Origin of the sequence: Chlorogloeopsis sp. ULAP01, from assembly GCF_030381805.1 — a bacterium.
GTDB lineage: Bacteria > Cyanobacteriota > Cyanobacteriia > Cyanobacteriales > Nostocaceae > Chlorogloeopsis.
In genome coordinates this window covers 339,832-358,907 of record NZ_JAUDRH010000006.1, presented here as the reverse complement: position 1 = coordinate 358,907, position 19,076 = coordinate 339,832, and the positions used below count along the sequence as shown (strand labels likewise).

Genomic DNA, 19,076 nt, shown 5'->3' with positions numbered 1-19,076 from the left:
AATACGTTTTTTGATGCCAACATAGCTTTGTAGTGTCCCCATCATAGCGGAAATATGGTCTTTCCCGTGTCGCAATCCAGTACGCAATTAATCTTGGCAGAAGTTGAGAAATTACGCTCTTTTTGTCAAGAGAATATACTACTAAATTGGCATTATTTTGCAGGTGATTTGACTATTGCTGAGGTAACTTCAGCCTCTTTGTCTGGTTGGACACCTGTCGAGCTAAACGGTAAAGGACATATCGCTTGGGCTACCGGGCAAGAAGTTTTGTGGTTAGCTCAAAAGTTTGTGATTCCCCAAGATATACAAGGTTATTTACTTGGGGGTTTGTCTTTGCGATTGGCGTTAGTTTGGTGGGCAAATTCTGCTGAAGTTTATGTGAATGGAGTTTTGGCAGCCGAGGGAGATTTGTTTGATTTTTGCCCACGGGTATTACTCTCTTCGGCAGTAACGCCAGGAGAAGAATTTTTTGTGGCTTTGCGTTTGGTAAGTCCAGGACATTGCGATGGGGCTTTGGTGCGATCGCTTTTGGTTTATGAATCAACTGATGAGAGTCGTCTTGATCCTGGTTTTGTGGCTGATGAGTTGGCTGTGATGCAGCGTTATTTGGAAAGTTTTGCACCTGGGAAGTTGGATGATTTGGCGGCGGTGGTGGAAGAGGTAATGAACCGCAGAGGCGCAGAGAACACGGAGGAGGAGAAAGGAGAGTTAGAAAAAGAGCTATTTTTTTTGCGAGAAAGTTTAAGTAAATTTAAAATCCCAAGTCTAGATTCTAAAATTTATCTGGTGGGTCATGCTCATTTGGATATGGCTTGGCTGTGGCGGGTGAGTGAAACTTGGAGGGCGGCACAAAATACTTTTGAGTCGGTTCTCAAACTTCAGCAAGATTTTTCGGAGTTAGTTTTCTGCCATTCAACTCCAGCTTTGTATGCTTGGGTTGAGAAAAATCGTCCGGATTTGTTTAGAAAAATTCAAGCAAAGGTGGCAGATGGATCTTGGGAAGTTGTTGGCGGTTTTTGGGTAGAACCGGATTTGAATTTGATTTCTGGTGAGTCGATTGTCCGGCAGTTGCTGTACGGGCAACGCTATGTGCTAGAAAAGTTTGGCAAGCTTTCAGCTGTGGAGTGGGTTCCGGATAGTTTTGGTTTTTGTGCAACGTTACCGCAGTTTTTACAACAGGCGGGAATTAAGTATTTTGTCACTCAAAAGCTGCGTTGGAATGATACGACTAAGTTTCCTCATGGTGCTTTTTGGTGGCGTTCTCCGGATGGCAGTGAAATCTTCAGTTTTATGTCTGCACCCATTGGTGAAGGTATAGAACCTGTGAAAATGGCTGAACACGCTCTTGAATGGCAAAATCAAACTGGTTTTGCTGATTCGCTTTGGCTTCCTGGTGTTGGTGATCATGGCGGCGGCCCCACCCGTGATATGTTAGAAATTGCTCGTCGTTGGCAGAAATCTTCTTTTTTCCCAAGGCTGGAATTCACGACTGTTGAGAAATATTTAAAGCAGTTACAGTCAACAAAAAATACTCAAGAATTAAATATCACCCCATCCTCCCCACTCGCGACGTGGGACGATGAACTCTATCTTGAATTTCATCGCGGCTGCTATACTACCCACGCGGATCAAAAACGCTGGAATCGTCACTGTGAAAGTTTGCTTTACCAAGCGGAACTGTTTGCTGCGATCGCAAGCATTCGCTGTGGGGCAACTTATCCCAAAGCTGAACTGGAAGCGGTATGGAAGAAGCTATTATTTAACCAATTTCACGATATTCTGCCTGGCTCTTCGATTACTGAAGTTTACGAAGATGCTTTACCAGAGTGGCAGGATGTAGAAAAAGTTGGAACTGAGATATTGCAAGGCTCTCTGGGTGCGATCGCATCTCAAATTCGCTTCCCAGATCCACCGCTATCTGGTTGTCTGCCTGTAATAGTGTTCAATTCCTTAAATTGGCAGCGGTGTGAAGTTGTTTCTGTTTCTTTACCATCAAACGCTCCACTAGAGCAAGACTGGCATATATACGATACTACCGGGCAAGAAGTTGTTTCTCAGTTGAGTGAAGCAGCACTAATATTTGTGGCAAGTGATATTCCACCTGTCGGTTATCGTCTTTTTTGGCTATGTGGTTCTCAGTCTAAAAAAGGCAATAGTAACGCCCATTATGAAGATATCAATTTGAGTTTGCAAAAGCAAGAACAATTTCCGCCAAAAAATTTGACTCTAGAAAATGAATTTTTACGGGTAATCATTGACGAGCAAACTGGTAATTTATCTAGCGTTTTTGACAAGATTAATAATAAGGAAGTTCTCAACCAAGCAGGTGGAAATCAATTACAAACTTTTCAAGACAGTGGTCAATATTGGGATGCATGGAATATTGATCCTAATTACGCCCAGCATCCTCTACCATCAACTCACCTCAAATCTATTCAATGGCTAGAAAACGGGCCAGTGCAAAGCTGCTTGCGTGTGGTGCAGCAATTTGGCAACTCGGAGTTTTGCTGTGATTACATCCTGCAAGCAGCCTCACCGATACTAAGAATTGCTACCAAAGTTGACTGGCAAGAACGTCAGGTACTCGTTAAGGCAGCTTTTCCTCTAAATCTTGAGGCAGATTTTGCTACATATGAGATTCCCTGTGGAGCAATTAACCGCCCTACTAAACCCCAAACAAAGGCAGAACAAGCAAAATGGGAAGTACCTGCTTTGCGCTGGGCAGACTTGAGTACGAACCACGAGGGGAGTATTTATGGCGTTAGTTTGCTCAATGATTGTAAATACGGTTATGATAGCCAACCAAATCAACTACGTCTAACCTTATTACGCAGCCCCAACTGGCCAGATCCACAAGCAGATCAAGGATTGCATGAATTTACCTATGCTTTGTATCCTCACGCTGGTAACTGGAAATCAGCCCAGACGGTACGACGTGGCTATGAATTCAATATTCCTTTGCAAGTCCTGGTAAATCCACACAACTCCCAATTTGAATCCTTATCGTCGGCGGAACAACTTCCTGCAAGCGGAATAAATTTTCTAGACTTATCTGCTGACAATTTAATTTTAATGGCGTTGAAACAAGGGGAAGACAATGAACAGGATTGGATTATTCGATGTTATGAATGTCATGGAGAGACTGCGGAGTTATTTTTGCAGAATAATTTGGGATTAAGTTTAGAAGATTCAGTAGATTTATTGGAGTGTTCCTTATCTACTTCTGGATCTGTATCTGTTGCCCAAAAAGTCACTATTAATCCGTGGAAAATAGCTAGTTTTAAACTGAAGGTTAGTAATTCTGTAAATTCTTAATCCCGTGCTTAAATCCCCGACTTATTGTAGACGCCCGGTAGACGCGGTAGGCGCGTTCGCCGTCAGGCGTTGCGTTAGCTAGCGACTTCCGTTCAGCGTTGGGCGTAGACGCAAAGCGGCTTCTCGCAGAGTAGCCCTTCCCGCAGGGTAGGGTAGGTACGGCTTCTCGGAGAGCGGGTAGCTTCCCAAAGGGTAGAAGTCGAGGATTTACTAGTTAGCTACATTAATATAGTGGACTATTAGTTGATGAATGAAAAATGGATGATTGAGTTTGAGAGAAAGCTTTTATGGCATCGGATGAAATAGTAAATCCGGGAAGACAAAGTTAAATATAGCCCAAGTTGAAAAGGCAATTACTACCGCAAGGACGGCAAGTACAGGCGCAAGGGAAAGGTATCTAAGGAAATAGCCTTGTTGCTGTGTTGGTTTCTGAACCATCTTATTTCTCAAATGCTTGTATGGATTACACTGAATTTTTTACGATCACACACTGTTGTATGTAAATCATCCAAAAATATCTTGATTTTGTACTGTAAATTCAACTTTCAACATTAGGGAAGGAGTTCAATTTAGAGTACATTCATAAGATTAATTACGAATAATTGCACATCCTTCTGACTAAAGGAATAAAAATGAAAGTTTTAATTAAATCAGCTTTGTTATCTTCAATACAATTTGAAATCTTCTGATTTATCTGATTTATATATAGTAATCAGACTGAATTTTTGAAAAAATGTAAATAATACAAAAAAGTGCTTGGAAGATGCGTTACGTTTCGCTAACACACCCTACTATATGTATTTCAAAAAATATAAGCTTAGATAACAAATTAATAACAAAAAATCATCCGTTAGTAATAAATTCAAATCCAAGTTTTGCTAATTCTTACTTAGATAATCTTCGTTAGCTCAATTGATTATGTCGCAAAAATCTTTAGATCCAGAGATAAAAATTATCTTTTATTGAATGCGAAAAAGCTATGAAGTCAGAGTGATGTATTACCACATCTATAATTTATACCCATTGGAGTAAGTAAGCGATCGCCCCAGCCCAAATAATCACCCCACCCAGACAGCTTATGGGCAGGGTTATTTAAGATGAACTGAAAAATAGAAGCTTGGCAAGCAGGCTTGCTTAATCTTCATGATCCTCAAATGGGTCACTTAATTCTTTGGCAGGAGGGCCAAAAGCAGTGTAAATAGACAGCGCCGTAATCACAATTACAATTGCGCCAACAGAAATGCTAAGAACTGTTGCGGGTTCCATAACTTAAAGATAGATTATGAGTGCTATTCTTATAGAATATTACAGAAGATTAAAAAATGCTTTGGCAAGTAATCTTAAAGGTGAAATATGGCACAACGGACGCGGTTGGGAGATATCCTTAGACCACTTAACTCTGAATACGGTAAAGTTGCTCCAGGTTGGGGTACTACCCCCCTGATGGCTGTTTTTATGGGGCTGTTTTTTGTGTTTTTGCTGATTATTCTCCAACTCTATAACAAGTCAATAGCAATTCAAGACGTTAACGTAGATTGGCGGAGTTTAGGGCGATAACGAATACAAAAGTTCAAAAGCTTGCATAAAAAGCTCCTCCACCCGGCTCGACCGGGTTTTTTTTGTTAAGTCGGCAGAGTTGGTAGTTGGTTTGTCTACTGTACGGGAGGCAGCGCGCCCTTGCGGGTTTTAACAATAATCTCTATAGAATAACAAAACATCTCAATAAACTAGCCCCTACCCACTATCTACTAACCACTAACTATGTCTAAACTAAATTTGTGGGTTTATACAACAATTTTTTAGTTGACAGGATAAAAACATGAATGTATTTGGTATCGGTCTGCCGGAAATGGCTTTAATTATGGTTGTGGCACTGTTAATCTTCGGCCCCAAAAAGTTGCCAGAAATAGGTCGTAGCATGGGAAAAGCGATTCGCGGTTTTCAAGAAGCTTCTAGGGAATTTCAAAACGAATTCCAAAAAGAAGCAGCTCAAATCGAAGAAGCTGTAAAGACTACTGCTGAACTAGAACCCAAGCAATTAGAGGCAACTCACAAGGAAGAAGCTTGAAGATAGAAGGCAGTAGGCAGTCTCCACGAAGAAAATTCATCACCAAGCATGAAAAAGGTATTTCTCCTAACCCTATTTTCAAGTTAGTAGGCAGCTATGCTGAAGTTTAGATATGACTTAATTACTTCATAATTCATAACTCATCATTCATAATTCAGATGACAGAAGCTACTGCCCAAAAAGCTTTGGTAATTCCCCAACTGATTGTCGGTTTGGGGAATCCAGAGCCTAAATACCACCAAACACGCCACAATATCGGTTTCGCTGCTATAGATGCTCTATCGCTTGCTTGGAAAATTTCTTTAGCAGAAAATCGCAAGTTTCAGGGTGAATATGGGGAAGGTATTGCACCAAACGGAGAAAAAATCCGCTTGCTGAAACCATTGACTTATATGAATCGCTCAGGACAGGCAATACAATCTGTCATAAGTTGGTATAAATTGCCTCCTGAGTCGGTATTAGTGATTTATGACGATATGGATTTGCCGCTAGGAAAGACTAGACTGCGCTTGTCTGGTTCTGCTGGCGGACACAACGGCATGAAAAGCGCGATCGCTCACCTCAGTACACAAGATTTTCCCCGTTTGCGGATTGGCATTGGCAAACCAAAAGGTATTGCTAATGATGTAGAAAATGGTGCAGTATCCCATGTTTTGGGAAAATTTTCTGCCTCTGAAACTCAGTTTGTATCCCAGATATTGCAGTTTGTAATTGAGTGCGTGGAATTATCTCTTAAACAAGGTGTAGAAAAAGCAATGAATCGTTGCAACAGTCGTACTCTAACCCTTTTAGAGACTGAAAATTCTACAACCAAAGCTGTGTAAATTTTATTTAATTTTTATAAGTTTTACTTATGTGATTTTCCTGTTTTAAGATTGATGGGCAGCAATAGAGCCTGCCCTATCTTACCAGAATAGAATCACTATCGTTTTTCACAGCAAATTAACCGCACCCCATCAAGGGTACGGTTCCTCTTGCCAATTTTTTGTCAAAATGATAACAGAGGGGCTGTGGTTAGTTTAATTTGATGTTGTCAAACAACGCCATTACCAAATTAGGTTTATTTAAAACGCCGCTTGCGTCTGGCAGCCACTGCTTTGCGCTTGCGCTTTTCTAATGGTGTTTCAAAGTGGCGATGATACTTAACATCAGCTAATATCCCAGCTTTGGACACCTGGCGCTTAAAGCGACGCAGTGCTGATTCTATTCCCTCATTCTCTCCTAATACCACCTGGGTCATTCTGGCTTCGTCCTCATTTCCTCATTATCAATATCTCTCATTGTAATGCCGCCTTCAACTTGAGGAAACCTATGTAAGATACTTGTGACTTAAAGTCATGTGATCACTCTTGTGAAGTTGAAGGAATAAGGGTATAAATCCCTTTTGCTCAAAACTTTTATCATTAAACCTACAAAAGTAACTTTTACAAAAAACTATTTTATACAGCATCTTAGCTGAGATTATTCTTTATCCTCAGTTTTGTGGCTCTAATGTATTAATAGCAAGAGCAAGCTGATAAAGTTGGCGACGCGGAAGAGAAGTGAATTTTGCTAACTCACGACTAGCCTGCGATCGCGACATTCCCTGAGCCATTAGTTTTGTTAACTCAACTTTTAATTCTGTCTCGGAAAACTGCACTTGAGTTGGTGGCTTACCTGCCACTACTAAAGTGTATTCGCCTTGAGGCTCGCGATCGCGACAGAAAATAACTGCTTGCTCAAGCGTTCCCCGCCAAAATTCCTCATAAAATTTCGTTAATTCTCGTGCCAGTACAATTTGGCGAGCGCTGCCGAAAATATCTGCTAAGTCTTGTAATGTTTCTCGCAAACGATGGGGAGATTCGTAGAAAATGAGAGTGCGAGATTCACTGCTTAACGATTCTAAGTGTTCTCTTCGTCCTTGGGCTTTTGCAGACAGAAATCCTTCAAACACAAATCTATCCGTTGGTAGCCCGGCGGCACTGAGAGCCGTAATTGCTGCACTCGCACCAGGAATCGGAACTACTGTAATTCCCCCATCAGTACAAGCTTTAACTAATTCATACCCAGGATCGGAAATTCCCGGCATACCCGCATCACTGACAAGAGCGATCGCCTTACCTTCATCCAAATGCTTCAACAATTCTGGGATGCGGCTATTACGATTGTGTTCGTGATAACTCACTTGAGGAGTTTTAATTTGAAAATGCTGTAGTAATTTCCCTGTGTGGCGTGTATCTTCTGCTGCAATTAGATCTACAGCTTGCAAAATTCGTACCCCCCGGAAAGTCATATCTTCCAGATTGCCAATTGGTGTGCCGACAACGTAAAGTGTTCTTGGTTTGGGATCGGTTTGCATGAAAGAAATTTTAACTTGTTAATAGTTAGTAGATAGTAAGTAGACATAATTAAATGTAAGTTAGCATTTTGTTCGTAGTAAGCGATTTATCGCTCCGCGTATAGATCTTAAGGGCTAAAGCCCTTACTACGAACTTTAATTTAATTTAGTTTTTCTACTTAGTTAGAAGATAGTAGTTGAGTTTTAGCAATGACTAATGACTAATTATGGCTTATTTGTTGGTTTAGTAACTTTGGATCTAATTTACCTTGCCCAATCTCTCCCAAAGAACAATCAGAAAATAGTTGCCACAGACTATATTGTCGCAGCAGGTGGCCCGGCGACAAATGCAGCGATCGCTTTTAGCCATTTAGGTAGCACAGACACAACTCAAAATTTTTCTACCTTGTTAGGTATAGTTGGTTCTCATCCGCTAACGCAATTAATTCGTAAGGACTTGCAAAAATATCAAGTAGCAATAAATGATCTCGATTCTACAACTAACAACCCACCACCAGTTTCTTCTATAATTGTTACCCAAGCCAGTGGTGAGCGAGCTGTGGTTTCCATCAATGCTGTCAAAACTCAAGCTGATCGCGAAACCATTCCGCCAGAAATTTTACAAAATATAGATATTGTGCTAATTGATGGGCATCAAATGGCAGTTGGCATCGAAATCGCTCAAATGGCAAAAGCCAAAAATATTCCAATTGTTATTGATGGTGGTAGCTGGAAAGCTGGATTTGACAATCTCTTACCGTTGGTAGATTACGCAATTTGTTCTGCTAATTTCTATCCTCCCAACTGCCAAACCCAAGAAGATGTGTTTGCCTATCTTAGTCAAATTGGCATTCCTCATATCGCCATTACCCACGGCGAAAAACCAATTCAATATCTCACACATCTGTTCCCCTGCAAGCGAGAGGAGTTGGAGGAGGGTAAAACTGGCGTTGTGGATGTTCCAAAAACTCAGGCTATTGATACACTGGGGGCTGGAGATATATTCCACGGTGCTTTTTGCCATTACATCTTACGAGAAAATTTTATCGATGCTTTAGCATCAGCAGCGAAGATTGCTGCTTTTTCCTGTCAATTTTTTGGCACGCGTCGCTGGATGGAATCTTAAATACAGGGCAAATTGAATGCAAGATTTACAAGAAATACTTTTATTAGCTCGTTCCATCAGTTGGGAAGCAGCAGATATCCTCCGTTCTTACTATCACAAGAATTACAACTCTCTAGAAGTACAGTATAAAGATAGCGATCCTGTTACCATTGCTGACGTAGCTGTAAATAACTACATTTTAGATAAGCTACAAGCAGCTTTAGGGAATGAAAATTTTGTCTATATTAGCGAAGAAACCTACAAAGAAGAACAAAGCAAGCAATTAAATTCAGCATGGGCATGGATTATTGATCCATTAGATGGAACGCGAGATTTTATTGAAAAAACTGGGGAGTATGCCATTCATATTGCTTTAGTCAAAGCTCATCGTCCGGTACTAGCCACAGTAGCAGTTCCGGAAGCAGAAAAATTGTACTACGCAACAAAAGATGGCGGAGCATTTGTAGAAACTTCTGATGGTAAAAGCACTGCTTTAAAAGTATCGCCACGCGATCGCATCGAAGACTTAACTCTCGTTGTCAGTCGCAGTCATCGCAACGAAAGGTTAAATTATTTACTGCAAAATTTGCCTTGTCAAAATCAAAAATCTGTTGGTAGTGTTGGTTGTAAAATTGCCACAATTGTCGAACATCAAGCAGATGTTTATATTTCTCTTTCTGGTAAATCTGCTCCTAAAGATTGGGATATAGCTGCACCAGAATTAATTTTGACAGAAGCTGGCGGTAAATTCACTCATTTTGACTCGACACCGTTGCAGTACAACACAGGAGATATCAGTCAATGGGGTGGTTTATTAGCTAGTAATGGACAGTTCCATCAAATACTTTGTCAGGATGCACAAACAATTTTAAGAGAGTGGGAAAAAATCAATTCTAGATAATTGATAACATAGATAACATCGATATAAGCTTTCTCAATAGCTATCTACGAGTAGTAATCAATCCAATCATACCTCTTCATTTACTACTGGTTTTTGCTCGTGCAATCGCATTTTTGATTGTACTTAGGTGATTATTTAATCTGCAAAAATTATCGCATTAGTCTTGATTAGAAGTTTTCACTTAAACTCAATCTTACCTGATCTCGTAATTATTAAAGTTTTGTAAATAAAATCGGATTTTTACGGATTGTTCCAAGTAACCCGTGATGTCAACAGTGCGAATACGTCAGCATAATCGACATTAACTGCTTGATAATCATTAAAGGTACAAAATGGCTTTTAAATCTAACGTTAAATTGACGATCGCTCTTAAAGAACCCGATTTAGATGCAGAAGATTTAGAAAAACAAGCGCGAAATCTTGTGCGGGAATTAAAAGACTTAGATGAAGTGGAAAAAGCAAATCTTGTCGCAGTGACACAAACCCCTCAAGGCTCGAAAGGCTATTGAGCTAAATTACAATCGACTCAGCGATGCTTATAGTAACCGAGGCATTGCCTACGGAAATCTTGAAAATAATAAGAAAGCAATTGAGGATTATAACCAGGCAATTCGTATCGATTCCAACTATGCCCATGCGTACTACAATCGAGCTGATATTAATTCTAAGTTAGGAGAAAAAGATAAAGCGATCGCCGATGATCAAAAAGCTGCTGAACTATATCAAAAACAAGGAAGTATACGAGATTATCACAAGACATTAGACAAAATCAAAAAGCTTCAGCAGTAGTCATATTGAAATTAGGCATATTTCCGTTACAATCAACTCCTGTGGACAGTCAATAGGGAGAAACTAGGGTTGCCTACACTTGGTGTAAATATCGATCACATTGCCACCATCCGACAAGCACGACGGACGGTAGAACCAGATCCTGTAGCAGCAGCAGTATTGGCAGAATTAGCCGGTGCAGACGGGATCACTGCCCATCTACGCGAAGATAGAAGGCATATTCAAGAGCGAGATGTGCGGCTATTGCGACAGACAGTCAGAACACACCTAAATTTAGAAATGGCTGCCACAGATGAAATGGTAGCGATCGCCCTCGATCTCAAACCAGACTACGTAACTTTAGTTCCCGAACGGCGGGAAGAAGTAACCACAGAAGGCGGACTGGATATCGTCGGTCAAATTGCTAGAATCGGAGAGGTTGTTGATAAATTACAAAGCGCTGGCATTCCAGTGAGTTTGTTTATCGATGCAGAACCAGCACAAATTGAAGCATCTCGAACGGTAAAAGCAAAATTTATTGAACTGCACACCGGACGATATGCTGAGGCTAAAGACGAAACAAGTCGCAACCAGGAATTAGACTTGTTGGCAACCGGGTGCGAGCAAGCGATTAAAGCCGGATTAAGAGTTAACGCTGGACACGGACTCACCTACTGGAACGTCTATCCTGTGGCTTGTCTTCCTGGCATGGAAGAACTTAATATCGGTCATACTATCATCAGTCGGGCAGCACTTGTCGGCATGGAAAGAGCTGTTCGAGAGATGAAACTTGCCATGCACGGGCAGTTCTAAAGTTTAAGCGATCAATTCATATTTCTCCTTCTGCCCTCTGCCCCCTGCCCTCTGCCTTATTCCAAACCTAGAGGGGAAATTCTCTGCGAAATCTAGAAATATGTTGGTATTTGCTTATACAGCAAATGAAATTTTTAGCCAATAATTCTATGAACGCAACACCATCTAAAAACCTTCCACTTTGGGTACAGGATAGAGATACAGTCATTGCACACAGTACTAATGCTACTTGGCGTCACGATACTCCCCCAGATTACACAGAATCAAAAGTGGGTTTGGCACAAGAAAGTAAATGCAATCATGTTGAAGGTTCTCTAGAAGCGATCGCGCAAAACTTAGTCAGAACTTTTGAGATGGAGGCTTCTTTTAAAACCAACCCAGATCAATGGTTATCGGTTGTTAATGACAAGTTTCGCATGAGTAGTAACGGCGGGCAAGCCTATACAGCCGAAGAAGTGTCCGCCTCTGGGACTTACAATTTATTTATCGGCGATACACAAGATTATCAGGCTTCCCAGGAAACCTTTGAATCTTCGGGTAAACTATTCCGCACAGCATTTCCCAAAGGATTTTTGTGGGAAGTGCTAGAAGTTTACTCTGCGCCACCAAAAGTTACATTTAAGTGGCGACATTGGGGAACTTTTAGTGGATACTACAAAGACTATGCACCTACAGGAGAAACAGTAGAGATAGTCGGCATGAGTGTTGCCCACCTCACCGAGGATTTAAAAATTCTTTCTGTCGAACACTACTTCGACAACAGCTTGTTCTTGGCAAAGCTGACAAGTGGCGGAAAACAAACTACCAACGAACAGCAAGCAACTGGTTGTCCTTTTGGCTCGTGGTTCAAGGGATTGAAGCTGAGATAATTCAACAAGGACACAGTAAATTTTACTGTGTGCCAGTTTTCATCATTTAGCAACGAACGAAAATGCAAACATACTATTACGTTTTGGCTTCTCAACGCTTTTTACTCGAAGAAGAACCGATGGAGGAAGTACTGCGGGAACGCACCCGTCACTACCACGAACAAGAAAAAGAAATAGATTTTTGGGTAGTCAAGCAACCCGCTTTCCTAGAAGCGCCTGAAATGGCAGCAGTGAAAGCGAAGTGTCCCCAGCCAGCAGTAGCAATTATTTCTACTAATTCCCAATTTATTACTTGGTTAAAACTCCGCTTGGAGTACGTTTTAACAGGAGAGTTTCAGGCTCCTTCTGAAACTATTTCCGACGCTTTGGCATCCTTAGCTACTGTATCCTAATCAAGAGTAAGGAGAGTCGGGGAAGCGAGAAAAATTTTTATACAATTTTCCGCTACTCCACCTCCCTATTTCTAATGTCCTTTGACGCGGGGATGTGGAGAATAGAATATTTTCTCACCCACCTAGAAATCTAGGAAATAAATTATATATATTTATAGTCAGATCCTGAAGATAATACGGTGGTATATGTATAAAACTGTGTTAGGGAAATCTCAACATTTGTCAAAAACCGTTGGAAGTAGTTTATTGTTGGCGATCGCTTGGTTATTGGCAGGTATAAATACTACCTTTGCCCAGCAACAAAACCTTCCTGTTTGTCAACCTCCAAATTCTGGTGAGTACCTGTTACTAGTAATCAGCCCCACAACAGATAATCAAAATCAATTGCGCCGTGCTTTACCAAAGGAAATCAAAACTACAACCTGTAGATATCTTACCGATACAGTCACGCGAATCGGCGGTTTTAGTAAAGTAGATGATGCTAATCGTTGGGCAAGATATATTAACAGTATTGTCGGATTAACTGCCATTATCACTACTCGACCGGGGGAGCATTTAGCAAACCAGACAATTCCAACAATTCCAACAATTCCAACAACTCCAACAACTCCAACAATTCCAACAATTCCAACAACTCCAACAATTCCAACAACTCAGCTAAATCAATTAAATCAGACAGCAACTTATCAACCCCAACGTCTAAAGCGTGGTTTCGCAGTCTTAGTGGATTATTTCAATCGTCCGGAGGTAGCGAATCAAATCAAAGAAATTGTCAGAGGTGACGTTGGTTTTGTTTCCTACGGACAACGCCCTTATTTGTTAGCAACTTACACAACTAATCAACAAGATGCTTACAGTACATTGCAAAAGCTATCAGAGCGTGGTTTTTTTGCTGTCATTGTTGATAGCAGCAAAGTAATGCTATTACGGCCGATAGTAAATTTACCAAATTCCCATTTCTAAAGTTATCATCTCAACAAAAAATTAAAACTTGCACTTTACTATATTCAATTGCTAATTAGTAAAATCAAATGTAATTTATAAAGCTTGATGTCAATTGGGTGATTAATTATTAGCTAGCTTTTGGTAGTTGCTTATTTAAAGCAAATTAATTACAAAAACTTCTATATTTTTTAGATTAACTTATGAATTTAAGATTAACTCGTAACTTCAAAGTTCATTTTCAGTAAAAACAATCAACTAACAAAATCTCCGTGACGGTTATAAATACTAATCTTAATACCAATAAGAAATTGGGGTAAGTAAACTAACCATTGTCCAGTTTTATATATCATTACTTAATGACCGCCATTAATACTTATTCCTATATCCATATGTTAAAAATGAATTAGGACAATCCTTGCGATTGAATTATAAAGTCTTTGCTTGCCTAAGCTTTATCATCTGTTAATATCCTAAGTATTTTGGCTATTACTATACATACGTAATAGCTTAGTAGTATTTCAAATTGATTGAATTCGCAATTCAAAATCTAAGTCATGATATTACACTGAAATTTAATTATAAGCATAGCGAGCAAGCCAAGAAATGGTAATACCCAATGCCGAGCCAGCAATTACTTGAAAAGGAGTATGTCCTAGTAATTCCTTGAGGCGATCGCCCGTAAACTCCGGGTGTTCATCAAATAGTTCATCAATCATTTGATTGAGAATGCGAGCTTGTTTACCAGCAGCTTGGCGAACTCCAGCCGCATCGTACATAACTATAATGGCAAAAACTGTAGCAACCGCAAATTCTGCGGATGCCCAACCACGAGTCTGCCCTACACCTGCTGCCAGTGATGTTACTAGAGCTGAGTGAGCGCTAGGCATACCTCCTGTCGTCACTAATGCACGTACGTTCAGCTTCCGATTCTTAATTAACTCGATTACGAGCTTTAAAGTTTGAGCAATTAAACAAGCTACTAGAGCAACTACCAGCACCTGGTTATCTAAAATGTCGCCTATGTCCTGCATGGTATTTTAGTCAGGTTAACAAAATTATGAGCAGCGGTTTGATATGTGAGGAAAATCGCGCTACTTCGCATGGGGAAACATCCCAAGTTTTGAGATTTTATGTCTTAATGACTTCTTTTGGCACGCGAATACCCAGAAAGTCAAAAATTAACCTAATGATTGCGACTGGTAATAAAGTGAGCCAGTGCCACTAAAGGTTCTGCCGCCTTTCCAAAAGGTTCTAATTCCGCACAAGCTGCCTCAATTAGTTTTTGGGCTTGTTTTCGAGATTCTTCGATTCCCCAAAGACTAGGATAAGTCACTTTTTTGGCTTGTTGGTCTTTGCCTGCGGTTTTACCTAATTGTTCTTGGGTAGCAGTGATATCCAAAACATCATCAATAATCTGAAATGCTAAACCAATATTTCGAGCATAACTAGATAATCTTTGTAAATCTTGCTCAGATGCTCCTGATAGCACACCACCACAAACAATACAAGCTTTTAGGAGCGCTCCTGTTTTGTGATTGTGAATAAAATTTAGTGTTTCTAAAGAAATATCTGACTTGCCTTCCGATTCTAAATCTACTACTTGACCACCGACTAATCCAGCAGCCCCTACAGCACGTCCCAAATGAGCAACTACCTGCAACACTCGTTCAGGAGGCACATTTTTGGTATTAGCGGCAATATACTCAAAAGCGTAAGCCAACAAGCCATCTCCAGCTAAAATGGCAACATCTTCTCCATAAACCTTGTGATTCGTCAGCTTTCCACGACGGTAATCATCATTATCCATAGCTGGCAGATCGTCGTGAATTAACGACATCGTGTGGATCATCTCCAAGGCGCATGCTGTTGGCATTGCCATTTCGATCGTACCGCCTGTCATCTCACAAGTTGCCAGGCAAAGAATGGGGCGCAGACGCTTACCTCCAGCTAAGAGAGAGTAACGCATAGCTTCGTAAATTTTTTCTGGATAACGCACGGAAATCGTCTGCTCCAGGGCTGCTTCACAAAGCTGTTGTCGTTCTTTCAAATAGGTAATGAGGTCAAAATTTGCTTGTTTTGGAGTCGGTTTCAAGTTATCCGCTGCTACCATTCCTATATTTCCTTATGTTTTATGTTATTTATGTAACAATTTTAAGGGTATGTGGTAATTTGAGATTTAGAATTTGGCTCTACTCTTAACTAACCATAGTTTTTGGTTTGATGAGTGCAACTGGCAACTTAAAATCTCTAATCTAAACTTTATTTTGTCACCCTTAAATAAGTAGAAAAGGTATTTTGCAGTAACATGGCAACGGTCATAGGACCAACACCACCAGGAACTGGGGTGAGAAATTCTGCCACACCAGCAACTGAGTCAAAATTGACATCTCCGACTAGGCGACTGTTGCCACCGACATCAGTAATGCGATTTATCCCCACATCTACCACAACAGCACCCGGTTTCACCATTTGTGCTGAAATCATTTCTGGACGACCTACTGCTGCAATTAGAATATCAGCATTTTTGGTAATGGCAGCTAGATCTTGCGATCGCGAATGGGCAACTGTCACCGTGGCATCAGCTTCCAATAGCATTAACGCCAGTGGCTTGCCTACCAAAATACTGCGTCCTAACACTGTTGCTTGTTTCCCTCGCAAAGGAATTTCATACTCTTGCAACAAGCGCATTACTCCTGCTGGAGTACAACTGCGTAAACCACGTTCTCCCCGCATTAATTTTCCCATATTTACTGGGTGCAGTCCGTCAGCATCTTTGTCGGGGTGAATTTGATGTAATAGAGAAACAGCATCCAAGTGGTTTGGTAGGGGTAACTGCACTAGAATACCATCTACCCGCTCATCCTGGTTTAGAGTATGAATAGCTTCCTCAAGTTCGGCTTGAGTAGTTTCTGTAGGGAAATGCTTACCAAAGGAGGCAATACCAACTTTTGCGCAAGCTCGTTCTTTGCCGCTTACATATGCAGCTGAAGCGGGGTTGTCGCCAACCATTAGTACTGCTAAACCTGGTGGGCGTCCTATTTGAGGTTGTAGTTGGGTAATCTCAGCAGCAAGTTCTTGCTGAATTTTTGCAGCTAAAGCTTTACCATCGAGTAACTTGGCAGTTTTTGTTTCCATTCTATTATTAGAAGTACGCTCTTACTTTGGCATTGCTGTCCGATACCGTAGCAGCACTCACCAAACATAGACTCCTCAAAGAACTGTGAGACTTTTAGTGAGGGCTTCATTGATAGCTTTTGGTTGATGTTTATTTGCTGTAGGAAACATTAACCAACTACCAACAATCAACGACCAAAACACAATTTCTCACAAATCAGATCAGAATCTATATCTTTATCTTCTCAGATTGGTTGCTTCAGGTGGGAGTGTTTTTCTCATACCGCAGCATCCTATTGATAGGAATTTACTCATTTAAAGTTGCGGCTCACCAACTACTGATGCCACAATTTCCGGAAAAGGTATCTTTTATGCTACAAGCAAAAGAAAAATTCCTCATTATTACGGTATCTCGTTTGAGTTTGACGTGTCTCTTTTTTACAGGATTAGTGGGTTGTAGTCAGTTTAGTTTTTCCAAGGTAAATGCACTAGGAGCAAATGTAACTCCGATTCGGGAACTACAATCACAACCAAGCATCGGTACAACGGCATACATTCAAGGCAAAGTCGAAAGGCGAGTGCCTTTACTGAAGCGGCAGGCGTATCTAATTAACGACTCCACAGGAAAAATTTGGGCTATTACCAATCAAACAGCTTTGCGAGAGGGAGAATACGCAGTCATCAAAGGCAAAATTAAATATCAGCCTATACCTATAGCTGGCAAAGACTTTGGAGAAGTATTTCTAGAAGAAAAGTAAAATTCTGAACATCAAAATATAGCTTTATGGATGGATCTTAGCTAGATGCTGTAGCACTGTACCTAACATCAAGTCGCCCTGTGTTTACACATTTTGGTTGCCAGTTTTGGAAAATATGGGAAAAACCAACAAGATATGGACAATAAAGAATGTTGGTACTTATACAGTAGTAAATATGGCTGCTCATGTAGCGATCGCAATTCTCTATCAAAAAAACAAGTTTCTCATGCAACTGCGGGATAATAATCCCAATATTCTTTATCCTGGATACTGGGCGCTATTTGGCGGACATATCGAATCCGGTGAAACTCCAGAGATAGCAGTAAAGCGAGAAATTTTAGAAGAAATTAATTACGAGCTACCACAAAAATTTGATGAGTTTGGCTGTTATGGTGATGATAGGGTGATTCGTCACGTTTTTCATGCGCCGCTTTTGGTGGAATTAGATCAGCTAGTTCTTAGCGAAGGTTGGGATATGGGCTTACTTACACCGGAAGACATCTGCCAAGGTAGCTGTTATTCAACAGTAGCAGGGGAAATCCGACCTGTAGGAACCGTACATCAGCGCATATTATTAGATTTTATGCAGAAAATGAATAAATAGAATCAGTGCCATGCAATCAGTAAACAAACTACCGCGATGGTTAACCTTTGGCTTGGCATTTCCCCTTGTCATCCTCAATGGCTGGGTATTGCTTCAGGTAATCAAGTATTTTCAGCCATTAGTTAGCATTTTAGTTGCTGCCTTATTGCTGGCTTTTCTTTTAGATTATCCCATCCGGTTGTTTCAAAAACAAGGAGTAAAACGCAACATAGCTGTTACAGTCGCTTTGTTGATAACTGTGGTGATATTAGTAGGTTTAGGCATCACCTTAGTGCCGCTAATAATACAACAGCTCAACGAATTGGCTAACATTTTGCCCGCTTGGATTGATTCTGGTACTCAACAGCTACAAGCTTTTCAAAACTGGGCAACAACAGAACAATTACCAATAAACTTAAGTGGCTTATTACCCCAGCTTCTTGATCGAGTCTCAACTCAAATTCAAAATTTTACTGGTAGAATATTAAGTCTTGCTTTAGATACTATCGGCAGTCTCGTCAACACCTTGCTGACAGTAGTCTTGACTTTCTACCTTGTTTTGAACGGAGAAAGTATCTGGGACGGAATATTTTTGTGGTTTCCAGCGCACATCGGAACATACATTCGTCAATCACTACGCGAGGACTTTCAAAATTACTTTCTTGGTCAATTAACTTTAGCTACTATATTGGCAACAGGAATTACACTTGCATTTTTAGCGCTGCAAGTTCCATTAGGTTTATTATTCGGATTAGTTATTGGTTTTTTTGCCTTATTTCCTTTTGGTACAGGAATAGGAATTGGTATAGTTAGCTCTTTAGTGGCATTAAATAACTTTTGGTTAGGAGTAGAAGTTTTAATTGTCGCAGTAGCAATTGACCAATTTAATTCTAATTTTGTTGCTCCTCGCATTCTCGGCAATTTAACTGGTTTAAATCCAGTTTGGGTAGTTATTTCCTTACTTTTAGGGGCGAAATTGGGAGGGTTATTGGGGCTATTAGTTGCCATTCCTTTGGCTAGTTTTATTAAAAGTGTTGCAGATACTTGGCGTGAAGGAAAATTTGAGAAAGTGGAGAAGATAGAATCAGAATCAACTGTAGGAACAAGTCAGACAGTCATGTAATAAAT

General features: G+C 40.5%; 22 protein-coding genes. 15 read left to right on the top strand and 7 right to left on the bottom strand.

The genetic code is table 11. The features are described 5' to 3' along the window. The first annotated feature begins 54 nt into the window (after window positions 1-54). Complete coding sequence (locus QUB80_RS14385) at window positions 55-3,315, top strand: alpha-mannosidase (protein WP_289790180.1); 3,261 nt, start codon at window positions 55-57, stop codon at window positions 3,313-3,315. A 285-nt stretch (window positions 3,316-3,600) separates the two neighbouring features. On the opposite strand, the gene QUB80_RS14380 is transcribed toward QUB80_RS14385, so the two are convergent. Further along, the gene (locus QUB80_RS14380) at window positions 3,601-3,753 is read right to left on the bottom strand and encodes a PsaJ protein (protein WP_289790179.1); all 153 of its coding nucleotides are present in this window, start codon (window positions 3,751-3,753) and stop codon (window positions 3,601-3,603) included. A 696-nt stretch (window positions 3,754-4,449) separates the two neighbouring features. Further along, complete coding sequence (gene psbN, locus QUB80_RS14375; RefSeq protein ID WP_016875718.1) at window positions 4,450-4,581, bottom strand: photosystem II reaction center protein PsbN; 132 nt, start codon at window positions 4,579-4,581, stop codon at window positions 4,450-4,452. An 87-nt stretch (window positions 4,582-4,668) separates the two neighbouring features. On the opposite strand from psbN, the gene psbH reads away from it, so the two are divergent. The 3 genes from psbH to pth all read left to right on the top strand — a co-directional run bounded on the left by psbH (window position 4,669) and on the right by pth (window position 6,207). Continuing rightward, window positions 4,669-4,872, top strand: coding sequence for a photosystem II reaction center phosphoprotein PsbH (gene psbH / locus QUB80_RS14370; RefSeq protein WP_289790178.1), 204 nt, complete (start codon window positions 4,669-4,671; stop codon window positions 4,870-4,872). Between the two features lie 262 nt (window positions 4,873-5,134). After that, window positions 5,135-5,383 (top strand): TatA/E family twin arginine-targeting protein translocase, encoded by a 249-nt coding sequence (locus tag QUB80_RS14365; protein ID WP_289790177.1) that lies wholly within the window; start codon window positions 5,135-5,137, stop codon window positions 5,381-5,383. A gap of 158 nt (window positions 5,384-5,541) precedes the next feature. Next, window positions 5,542-6,207: an aminoacyl-tRNA hydrolase gene (gene pth, locus QUB80_RS14360; protein WP_289790176.1), complete on the top strand. Its 666-nt coding sequence runs from the start codon at window positions 5,542-5,544 to the stop codon at window positions 6,205-6,207. A 236-nt stretch (window positions 6,208-6,443) separates the two neighbouring features. Here pth and rpsU read toward each other — a convergent pair whose 3' ends face one another. Continuing rightward, a complete protein-coding gene (rpsU, locus tag QUB80_RS14355; RefSeq protein WP_009459242.1) occupies window positions 6,444-6,623 on the bottom strand; it encodes a 30S ribosomal protein S21 in 180 nt (59 codons plus the stop codon). Window positions 6,624-6,857: 234 nt separating this feature from the next. After that, on the bottom strand, window positions 6,858-7,721 hold the full coding sequence (gene rsmI / locus QUB80_RS14350; protein WP_289790175.1) for a 16S rRNA (cytidine(1402)-2'-O)-methyltransferase: 864 nt from the start codon (window positions 7,719-7,721) through the stop codon (window positions 6,858-6,860). A gap of 196 nt (window positions 7,722-7,917) precedes the next feature. On the opposite strand from rsmI, the gene QUB80_RS14345 reads away from it, so the two are divergent. The 8 genes from QUB80_RS14345 (at window position 7,918) to QUB80_RS14315 (ending at window position 13,511) form a co-directional block, all read left to right on the top strand. Continuing rightward, the gene (locus QUB80_RS14345; RefSeq protein ID WP_289790174.1) at window positions 7,918-8,826 is read left to right on the top strand and encodes a sugar kinase; all 909 of its coding nucleotides are present in this window, start codon (window positions 7,918-7,920) and stop codon (window positions 8,824-8,826) included. Window positions 8,827-8,842: 16 nt separating this feature from the next. Further along, on the top strand, window positions 8,843-9,706 hold the full coding sequence (locus QUB80_RS14340) for a 3'(2'),5'-bisphosphate nucleotidase CysQ family protein (RefSeq protein ID WP_289790173.1): 864 nt from the start codon (window positions 8,843-8,845) through the stop codon (window positions 9,704-9,706). 332 nt (window positions 9,707-10,038) lie between these two features. Beyond that, the gene (locus QUB80_RS14335) at window positions 10,039-10,215 is read left to right on the top strand and encodes a hypothetical protein (protein WP_289790172.1); all 177 of its coding nucleotides are present in this window, start codon (window positions 10,039-10,041) and stop codon (window positions 10,213-10,215) included. Beyond that, window positions 10,211-10,495 (top strand): tetratricopeptide repeat protein, encoded by a 285-nt coding sequence (locus QUB80_RS35045; RefSeq protein WP_353962229.1) that lies wholly within the window; start codon window positions 10,211-10,213, stop codon window positions 10,493-10,495. Before QUB80_RS14335 ends, QUB80_RS35045 begins: the two co-directional genes overlap by 5 nt. A 69-nt stretch (window positions 10,496-10,564) precedes the next feature. After that, window positions 10,565-11,287 (top strand): pyridoxine 5'-phosphate synthase, encoded by a 723-nt coding sequence (locus QUB80_RS14330; protein ID WP_289790171.1) that lies wholly within the window; start codon window positions 10,565-10,567, stop codon window positions 11,285-11,287. A 149-nt stretch (window positions 11,288-11,436) separates the two neighbouring features. Next, window positions 11,437-12,156, top strand: coding sequence for a nuclear transport factor 2 family protein (locus QUB80_RS14325; protein ID WP_289790170.1), 720 nt, complete (start codon window positions 11,437-11,439; stop codon window positions 12,154-12,156). Window positions 12,157-12,218: 62 nt separating this feature from the next. Then, window positions 12,219-12,548 carry an MgPME-cyclase complex family protein gene (locus tag QUB80_RS14320; RefSeq protein ID WP_289790169.1) on the top strand — a complete coding sequence of 110 codons (330 nt, stop codon included), beginning with the start codon at window positions 12,219-12,221 and terminating at the stop codon, window positions 12,546-12,548. Between the two features lie 186 nt (window positions 12,549-12,734). Next, window positions 12,735-13,511, top strand: a complete 777-nt coding sequence (locus QUB80_RS14315; RefSeq protein ID WP_289790168.1) for a hypothetical protein — start codon at window positions 12,735-12,737, stop codon at window positions 13,509-13,511. Window positions 13,512-14,065: 554 nt separating this feature from the next. Here QUB80_RS14315 and QUB80_RS14310 read toward each other — a convergent pair. From QUB80_RS14310 to folD, 3 genes are all read right to left on the bottom strand, one after another. Then, on the bottom strand, window positions 14,066-14,524 hold the full coding sequence (locus QUB80_RS14310; RefSeq protein ID WP_289790167.1) for a divergent PAP2 family protein: 459 nt from the start codon (window positions 14,522-14,524) through the stop codon (window positions 14,066-14,068). A 152-nt stretch (window positions 14,525-14,676) separates the two neighbouring features. Further along, window positions 14,677-15,603 carry a geranylgeranyl diphosphate synthase CrtE gene (crtE, locus tag QUB80_RS14305; protein WP_289790166.1) on the bottom strand — a complete coding sequence of 309 codons (927 nt, stop codon included), beginning with the start codon at window positions 15,601-15,603 and terminating at the stop codon, window positions 14,677-14,679. A 149-nt stretch (window positions 15,604-15,752) separates the two neighbouring features. Next, entirely contained in the window at window positions 15,753-16,628 is an 876-nt protein-coding gene (folD, locus tag QUB80_RS14300) for a bifunctional methylenetetrahydrofolate dehydrogenase/methenyltetrahydrofolate cyclohydrolase FolD (RefSeq protein ID WP_289790165.1), read from the bottom strand. A 350-nt stretch (window positions 16,629-16,978) separates the two neighbouring features. On the opposite strand from folD, the gene QUB80_RS14295 reads away from it, so the two are divergent. The 3 genes from QUB80_RS14295 to QUB80_RS14285 all read left to right on the top strand — a co-directional run bounded on the left by QUB80_RS14295 (window position 16,979) and on the right by QUB80_RS14285 (window position 19,071). After that, entirely contained in the window at window positions 16,979-17,365 is a 387-nt protein-coding gene (locus QUB80_RS14295; protein ID WP_289790164.1) for a hypothetical protein, read from the top strand. 175 nt (window positions 17,366-17,540) lie between these two features. Then, window positions 17,541-17,969, top strand: coding sequence for an NUDIX hydrolase (locus QUB80_RS14290; RefSeq protein ID WP_289790279.1), 429 nt, complete (start codon window positions 17,541-17,543; stop codon window positions 17,967-17,969). Window positions 17,970-17,979: 10 nt separating this feature from the next. Next, window positions 17,980-19,071, top strand: a complete 1,092-nt coding sequence (locus tag QUB80_RS14285; RefSeq protein WP_289790163.1) for an AI-2E family transporter — start codon at window positions 17,980-17,982, stop codon at window positions 19,069-19,071. Window positions 19,072-19,076: the final 5 nt, after the last annotated feature.